General features: G+C 36.7%; 4 protein-coding genes. 2 read left to right on the top strand and 2 right to left on the bottom strand.

Annotated features, from left to right (window positions below):
* The first annotated feature begins 79 nt into the window (after nucleotides 1-79).
* Together aceB and aceA are read left to right on the top strand one after the other, a co-directional pair.
* Nucleotides 80-1,675: a malate synthase A gene (aceB, locus tag ABXH34_RS16255; protein ID WP_353572938.1), complete on the top strand. Its 1,596-nt coding sequence runs from the start codon at nucleotides 80-82 to the stop codon at nucleotides 1,673-1,675.
* 171 nt (nucleotides 1,676-1,846) lie between these two features.
* On the top strand, nucleotides 1,847-3,154 hold the full coding sequence (aceA, locus tag ABXH34_RS16250) for an isocitrate lyase (RefSeq protein ID WP_353572937.1): 1,308 nt from the start codon (nucleotides 1,847-1,849) through the stop codon (nucleotides 3,152-3,154).
* A 78-nt stretch (nucleotides 3,155-3,232) separates the two neighbouring features.
* On the opposite strand, the gene ABXH34_RS16245 is transcribed toward aceA, so the two are convergent.
* Both ABXH34_RS16245 and ABXH34_RS16240 read right to left on the bottom strand, forming a co-directional pair.
* The gene (locus tag ABXH34_RS16245) at nucleotides 3,233-3,661 is read right to left on the bottom strand and encodes a response regulator transcription factor (protein ID WP_353572936.1); all 429 of its coding nucleotides are present in this window, start codon (nucleotides 3,659-3,661) and stop codon (nucleotides 3,233-3,235) included.
* Nucleotides 3,654-7,964, bottom strand: a complete 4,311-nt coding sequence (locus tag ABXH34_RS16240; protein WP_353572935.1) for a sensor histidine kinase — start codon at nucleotides 7,962-7,964, stop codon at nucleotides 3,654-3,656. The genes ABXH34_RS16245 and ABXH34_RS16240 overlap by 8 nt, the downstream gene beginning before the upstream one ends.
* Nucleotides 7,965-8,092 lie beyond the last annotated feature (128 nt).

The raw sequence follows: 8,092 nt of genomic DNA, 5'->3' as shown, positions 1-8,092 counted from the left end.
TATATTTGCTGCACCGCAACGTAAACAGAACTTATAAATATTATTATCATAACTAATAGCAGAACTTGAGGGAGCGAGCATGGCAATATCTCTGGACATACGTGCTGAGTTGAAACCTGAATACAAAGAGATTTTGACCGATGAAGCGTTAAGTTTTGTGGAAGCAATTGCCCGCAAATTTACCGCACGTCGCGATGAATTATTAGCACGTCGAGTGGAACGCCAAAAGCAGCTTGACGCAGGTGTTATGCCTGACTTCTTGCCTGAAACTAAATCCGTGCGTGAAAGTGATTGGAAGGTCGCAGAAACACCAGCAGACTTACAAAATCGTCGTGTTGAAATCACAGGCCCTGTTGAGCGTAAGATGATTATCAATGCGTTGAACTCAGGCGCGAAAGTATTCATGGCTGACTTTGAAGATGCAAGTAGCCCCACGTGGGAATTGATGATTGAAGGTCAAATCAACTTGCGTGATGCGATTAACCGCACGATTGACTACACCAGCCCAGAAGGCAAACAATACAAGTTAAATGAGCAAATCGCGACATTATTAGTCCGTCCTCGTGGTTGGCATTTACCTGAAAAACATGTGTTATTAGACGGTCAACCGATTCCAGGTGCATTCTTAGATTTCGGCTTGTACTTATTCCATAATGCGAAAAACTTGCTTGCGAAAGGTTCTGGCCCTTATTTCTATTTACCAAAAATGGAAAGCCATTTAGAAGTGCGTTTATGGAACGACATTTTTAATTTCGCACAAGACGAATTAGGTTTAAAACGCGGTACGATTAAAGCCACTATTTTGATTGAAACCATTTTGGCATCATTCGAAATTGATGAATTCTTGTACGAATTGAAAGATCACTGCGTTGGCTTAAACTGCGGACGTTGGGATTATATTTTCAGTTATATCAAGCGTTTCCATAAAAATCCTGCTTATGTATTACCTGACCGTAGTCAAGTCACAATGGATAAAGGCTTCTTAAATGCGTATTCATTGTTAGTGATTAAGACTTGTCACCGTCGTGGTGCTCATGCAATGGGTGGTATGGCTGCACAAATCCCGATTAAATCTGACCCAGTAGCGAATGAAGCCGCATTGACTAAAGTGCGTGCCGATAAAGAACGCGAAGCGATGAATGGTCATGATGGTACTTGGGTTGCGCATCCGGGTTTAGTGCCTGTTGCGATGGAAATCTTTGACAAGCATATGCCTCAGCCAAACCAAAAAGATAAGTTGCGTGAAGATGTGAATATCACCGCGGCTGATTTGGTGGAAGCCCCTGATATGCCGACTGATGGCGAAATCACTGAAGGTGGTTTACGTAATAACGTCAGTGCTGCATTGCATTATATGGCGTCATGGTTAAGCGGTAATGGTTGTGTGCCTATCAATAATTTGATGGAAGATGCAGCGACAGCAGAAATTGCCCGTGCACAATTGTGGCAGTGGGTGCATTATCCCGCAGGTGTGTTGAACGATGGTCGTAACGTGACTGTAGAATTAGTTCAACAAGTGATTGGTGAAGAATTAGATAAGATTCGCGCTGGTATGGGTGACGAAGCTTATGCAGGTAGTCAGTATGGCTTAGCGGCTAAGTTAATGGAACAAATCAGTACGCAAGATGAGTTTGCTGAATTCTTAACTTCAGTGGCTTACGAGCACATTGCTTAGATTTTGATTTCCTCATTTCAAGGATGTACAGTCCACAACCCTTAGAGAGAGTGTAAACTTTTTCAACCAAGGGCTGTGCTCCTTTTAATTAGTGGCGAGTAGTCGATTTTTATAAACTTTAAATAACAATCTTAACTTTAACTTTTAACCGAGAGACAGGAAGATACGCCGATGAGCAGCAGACAAGAAGCAATCGCAGCATTAGAAAAAGAATGGGCAGAAAATCCTCGTTGGGCAAATGTAAAACGTGGTTACACTGCTGAAGATGTGGTGCGTTTACGCGGTTCTGTACAACCTGAATATACGTACGCGAAAAATGGTGCGGACAAACTTTGGGGAAAAGTCAACGGCACAGCTAAAAAAGGCTATGTGAATGCTTTCGGTGCAATCACTGCTGGTCAAGCGATGCAACAAGCTAAAGCGGGTTTAGAAGCAGTTTACTTATCAGGTTGGCAAGTTGCGGCTGATGGTAACACTTCAGAAACAATGTATCCTGACCAATCTTTATATGCTTACGATTCTGTACCTACTATGGTACGTCGTATCAATAACACGTTCAAACGTGCTGACGAAATCCAATGGGGTAAAGGCGTTAACCCTGATGACAAAGAATTTATTGATTATTTCTTACCTATCGTTGCTGACGCAGAAGCTGGTTTCGGCGGTGTTTTAAACGCTTATGAATTGATGAAAAACATGATTACTGCGGGTGCTGCTGGCGTTCACTTTGAAGATCAATTAGCGGCTGTGAAAAAATGTGGTCACATGGGTGGTAAAGTATTAGTTCCTACTCAAGAAGCAATTCAAAAATTAATCGCTGCACGTTTAGCGTCTGACGTAATGGGCGTGCCTACTCTCATTTTAGCGCGTACTGATGCAGAAGCAGCTAACTTATTGACTTCTGATTTTGATCCTAACGACAAACCATTCTGCACAGGTGAACGTACTGCTGAAGGTTTCTACAATGTTAAAAATGGTTTAGAGCAAGCGATCAGTCGTGGTGTGGCTTACGCGCCTTACGCTGATTTAGTTTGGTGTGAAACAGGTACGCCTGATATTGGTTTCGCACGCGAATTCGCACAAGCGGTACATGCAGCATGTCCTGGGCAATTATTGTCTTATAACTGCTCACCTTCTTTCAACTGGAAGAAAAACTTATCTGACAGCCAAATCGCATCTTTCCAAGAAGATTTGTCAGCATTAGGTTATAAATACCAGTTCATCACTTTGGCGGGTATCCACTCAATGTGGTACAACACGTTTGATTTTGCATATAACTATGCGCGTGGCGAAGGCATGAAACACTACACAGAAATGGTTCAAGAACCAGAATTTGCTGCACGTGATAAAGGTTACACTTTCGTATCTCACCAACAAGAAGTTGGCGCAGGTTATTTTGATGACGTAACAACTGTTATTCAAGGTGGCGCGTCTTCTGTTACTGCATTAACAGGTTCTACTGAAGAAGAACAATTCTAAGATTTGATTTATTAGTTATTTCTTAAGAAGTTCTAAAACCCCGATGGCTTTATCGCGTTGGGGTTTTTTTGTGTTTGGTTATTTGGAAGATAATAATCCTTTAATATCATAAGCTAGGTCATCACTAAACTTGTCTAATATTGTAATATTTTTTTGAGACTTGACCGTTCTTGTATCAAGTGCAATCGGAAAAGCTGTTAGGTAAGCGTACTTAATATTTGGCTTTTTTTCATCTAACCATACACCTAGTGTTTGCCCTTGGTTGAGCGTATTGCCTCTGATTTTAAGTTTTTGTACATATTCCTTCAGTTCATCTGGAATTGGTGGAATATTTAAATCTATTAAAGCTAAATCCACCTGATTTTTATTGAGGTGAGTATAAGCATCTGTTAAATTCTGAACATATTTTACTACAGCATCTTCAGCTTTTAGAGCATCTATTAAATATTGAACTGTTTCTATTCGATCTTCGGCAATTAAGATTTTTTTACCCCTAATATCACTCATGATGTTCTCCTTGTTCTGATTCTAGCGCAAGCGGCCAAAGCAACGTCGCTATTACTCGCTTTTCACCATATTCACTATAATTCTCAACTAAAAGTTGACCGTCATAAGCTTCTACTACTCTTTTACTTGCGGCTAACCCCAGATGTGTACCTGTTGGAGCTTTATTTGGCTCCCTATCCAATGAAAATTTAAATGCCTCAAATTTGAGCTGATTTTCTTCTTTGGTCATATACCCCGGATTGGTAATAGTGAGTTGCCACATTTTGCCTACTTTATTGACAGTAATATTAATATCAGCATGGTTGCCACCATATTTTAAAGCATTATCTAACAATACTCTAACGACTCGTTCATAAACTGATTTTATGCCCACTAAGTGAGCATCATGCCATAATTTATGATTTGGTGTTTTAATCGTGACCTTTTGCTGACTCAACTCTATTCTGGTTTTATTTAAATCTAAAAAACGGCTAATGGTTCGATAGGTATCTTTAAATGTACTGTTTTTATCAACAAAAGAGCCTGTAATACTTAAATAATTCTCTACTAAATCTTTGGCTTTATCTGCATAACGTTTTACATTCATTAGTTGTTCAGGCATTTTATCTTGAGGTGATTTTGACATGAAATCTACATTTTGGGCTATGGGTATAACTACAGAGCGAATTTCGTGCAAAAATAAACCTTGCATATATTCTTGTTGCTCTCTTAGCTTAATTGTTTCTAATACCCAGTGAATTTTTTGTAGTAACTGTTCTACAATTGCTACTTTTTCTGTAGTAAAAAACTTGGGTTTATGGCTGCTTAACAATAAAATCCCAACTTTTACTAGTTTATTATTGGTTGAACCCTTAAATATAGGTGCTATCAACATAGAGCCATCTACACTTTTGTCTAACCATTTTTTTATGTTAGTGGTATTAGGCTCTAGATTATCTTCATCTATATCTATAAGTTGATAGAATTTTTTATATAAATTGTTCTGAGCCAGTTTTGGGATAGACAATAATTTAGAATCTGACCAACAACGAGTAACTGGGTTTTGGTTATCTCTTGTATCAAATTGAGTATGGGTCAAATATGTATTTTCAGTTCCTCTACTAATGCGGACATCTAGCCAATTTGTTGCAGTATTTTCCATTGCTAACAAACCACCTGAAGCACTCGTTAAGTCCTTAGCTGCCAAAAATAAGCCCTGCTCATCATAATGATTATTATGAAAGTAATGATGTTCTAATCGGCTTAAAATCTCATATTGTTTGTTTTGATTTTTAGTACGTTCAATTGTTATATATTGATTGATTTGACGTAAAATCGTGAGTAATGTCTTCCGACTATCGGGCTGTTCTTCTAAAATATCTTTAGTGCTAGAAAAAATAAACACAAATGTGGCAAGATATTTATCTCGTGGTATATCAGCTTGATTAAATAGATAATTATTTGATTCATTCCATAAAGGATTGATACCAAGCAAGGGTATAATTAAGAAAGGTTTTTTCTCACATTGTTTGTATACAAGGTCGGCATCATTTGGTAATTTCTCATCTGTTGCAAATATCTTGAGTTCAGCTAATAAGCTTTCTTGATGCGTTTTCACTTGCTTTGAATGTTGGTGTCCACGCAATGAAACAACGGGTTCTAAATAACCACTACATCCTAAGACATGATGTGCTTGACAAAAGATACCGTCTTGCTCATAACCTATTTCATACATAACTTGGAAAAAACGTTGAAAAACCTCTTTGAATTCATTGGACAGGGATATAGTACTTTGCTCATGTATAAGAGAATATGGCTTTGGCAATACAAGTACATGTCGAAGCTGTGTTAATTCAGATAACCATTCATTAAATAATAACTTTTCAAAACTTCTTAAAAGAGGCTGAATTTTATCTTTGTTCAATAAATTTTCATGTGTTTCGAACCATTGAGCAGCATCTTCACTAGATATAGTATGATTATTTATTTGACTAGAGCCTGTACGGAGAGCTTTAACTAACTCTAAGTACTGAGACCAATCTTTATCTAAATGTGTACCACAGATATTACTATTAGGAAATAAATTGAGGTAGGATTGTAATAGCTTTCTATCCGCTTCTCTGCCAATTTTCGGGTCTTTTAATATATTTTTTATGACTTGTTTGTTTACCTGATGTTTTAGTAGTTCAGGAGCTAAGTTTACCCATAATAGAAAATCAGGCTCATTAAATAAAGTTTGGCTATAGAGATTTAACCAAGTAACAAATTTATTAACCGTTTCTTTGCGTTTTTTAAATAGTTTAATTAATCTAGGGTATTTGTGTTCTATTTGAAAAAATACACCTAAAATACCTTTTTTATCTAAATCTGCTTGTTTAAATAATAATGCAAAAAGGCTTTCTATATAACCAATATGTACTTGACGCTCAAAAACTTTAATTTCTCGAATAGCTCTATACAATAAATATTGTAAATCGTCCTCAGGCTTACCTGACTTTTCTTGTAGTCGTAAACGTTGTAATATGGCAGCAGTAACACTGACATCACCAGTTAATATTTTTTTATGAGCAATATTGGATAATGTTCCCAATAATTCCATTTGTTTATTATTATTGCTATCTAATTTTGGAACTCTTAAAATAAATTTTGTAAAACCATAGTATCGAGAAGCACGACATAATTCAATTATATCCTTATGAAATTCATCTGGTAATTCTTTTAGCGACTCTCCCAATAAACCTAGCAAACCTATTTGTAATTCTTTAACAACAGGGTCAAAGCGTTGTTTTATCCTTTCATTCTTCAGCAGTTTAATAACATTGGTATAATCTCGATATTTTTCTATTAGCTGCCGTGCAGCCCATATTGCGCGATAAGGTTCTTTAATTGCTATTTCAATATCATCAAGACCACACCATTGCTGGCATAGCTTTTTATTTTCTGCTACTTTTTGAATCGAAGATGTAATATCTTCCCATGGTTTGTACAGTTCAACATTTAGGTAATCTCTCGGATGCCAATTTTGAGGTACTTCTTCAACCAGTCGGGTTTCTCCTGAGTACATACCAATTAGATGATGTTGGGTCTTACTTGCTCCCACAATTTTGCTCACCATATTATTCACATGGTGATGTCCAGAAGTCCGGAAATAGCCCTGTTGAATGCCATTTTCATTACATAAAATTAATTGCCCATTTTCCGTTACAGTTGCAAAAGCAGCACAAAGTTTCTGGTCTGACTCGGAATTTAATAAAGTACTTGTAATCGCTCGAATAGAGCTTTCATAAACATTTGCCCACAATAATTGACCACTATGGTTAAATGCCCGCAATACGCCTGTATCACCGCCAGTTAACACATGGTTTTCTGTCACTACAAGCGCGTGTTGAGTATGTCCACAAGAGGCCAAGTGTTTTGCTGTAATAGAACCAGAGTTAATATCTTGTATATGTGCAAGCGCATTTTCCCAACAAAATAATTCGCCTCTGTCGCCTGTAACAGCCCATAAGTTACCTTTTTCATCCCATTGCAGTTGACTAAAGCGGGTACGACTACTCCAATTAGATGGCAAGTATAATTTATTATTAACACGGTGAAACTTTTTATGAGCATGGTTTTTATTATCAAACCGATATGTGAAAATAGCATCTAAATTTTTATGCCATTCTCCGCCTATGGCTAATAAGCCATCTTGGTCTTGATTGTAATCAGGATAATAAGTCATAGACCACAAAGTTATATCTTTTATATCGATTTGCCAGTCTATAGCTTTCAGGTATTTATTTGCTATACCAACGCAGCTATCAGCTAAAACAATAACATTTTCACTATCAATAGGAATCAGTTGGCGTATATTAATACTGCTTTTTCCTATTTGTTTCTGCCAATTGTCATCTCCTTGGTAAAGATTTCTAATTCCCCTATTACTTGCTGCTGTACTAAATGCAGAAAGTTTACTATGTCCATAACGAGAGTGAATATTAGTGAAAACCAATTCTTTTTCGCTATTTTTTTTCTTGTCGCAAACAATATTGATACCTTCAACTCTATTGGGTCTATCTGTTGGAGTGACAATAATTTCGTCAAAGCTTTGCTTATATTTTAAAAATTCCCATGCACTGACAAATGTGCCAATAGCTTCTACATCCTTAGAGTTTTTTGCTATACATAAGGATAATTTCTGTAATAGTCTTTTTGCATCAGGGATTTTTTCTACAATTTTATTCACATTTTTCTTAGGTAATTTTTCAGAAAGTTTTAAACTTAATAACCAACCTTTCATACTTCTAATTAATACTCGAGAGTAATAGTCACTATTTGCCATGTAAAAAAGCAACTCTAACAATAGAATTTTTTGTATTTCAGTTTCCTCTTTTTTATATTTTTGAAAAGTGACATTATTTAAATTACTAGTAATATCTAGTAGCTGCTGTGTAATTCTGTGTTGCCACT

It is taken from the genome of Candidatus Albibeggiatoa sp. nov. BB20, assembly GCA_016744725.1.
Classification (GTDB): Bacteria; Pseudomonadota; Gammaproteobacteria; order Beggiatoales; family Beggiatoaceae; genus Albibeggiatoa.
Note: the sequence above shows the minus strand (reverse complement) of the source record. Positions and strands in the feature narration are given on the sequence as shown.

What these genes read in the sequence shown, in the direction of transcription:
- aceB (WP_353572938.1), top strand. Translation starts at nt 80, where the DNA reads ATGGCAATATCTCTGGACATACGTGCTGAGTTGAAACCTGAATACAAA.
- ABXH34_RS16240 (WP_353572935.1), bottom strand. Translation starts at nt 7,964, where the DNA reads ATGGCAAATAGTGACTATTACTCTCGAGTATTAATTAGAAGTATGAAA.
- ABXH34_RS16245 (WP_353572936.1), bottom strand. Translation starts at nt 3,661, where the DNA reads ATGAGTGATATTAGGGGTAAAAAAATCTTAATTGCCGAAGATCGAATA.
- aceA (WP_353572937.1), top strand. Translation starts at nt 1,847, where the DNA reads ATGAGCAGCAGACAAGAAGCAATCGCAGCATTAGAAAAAGAATGGGCA.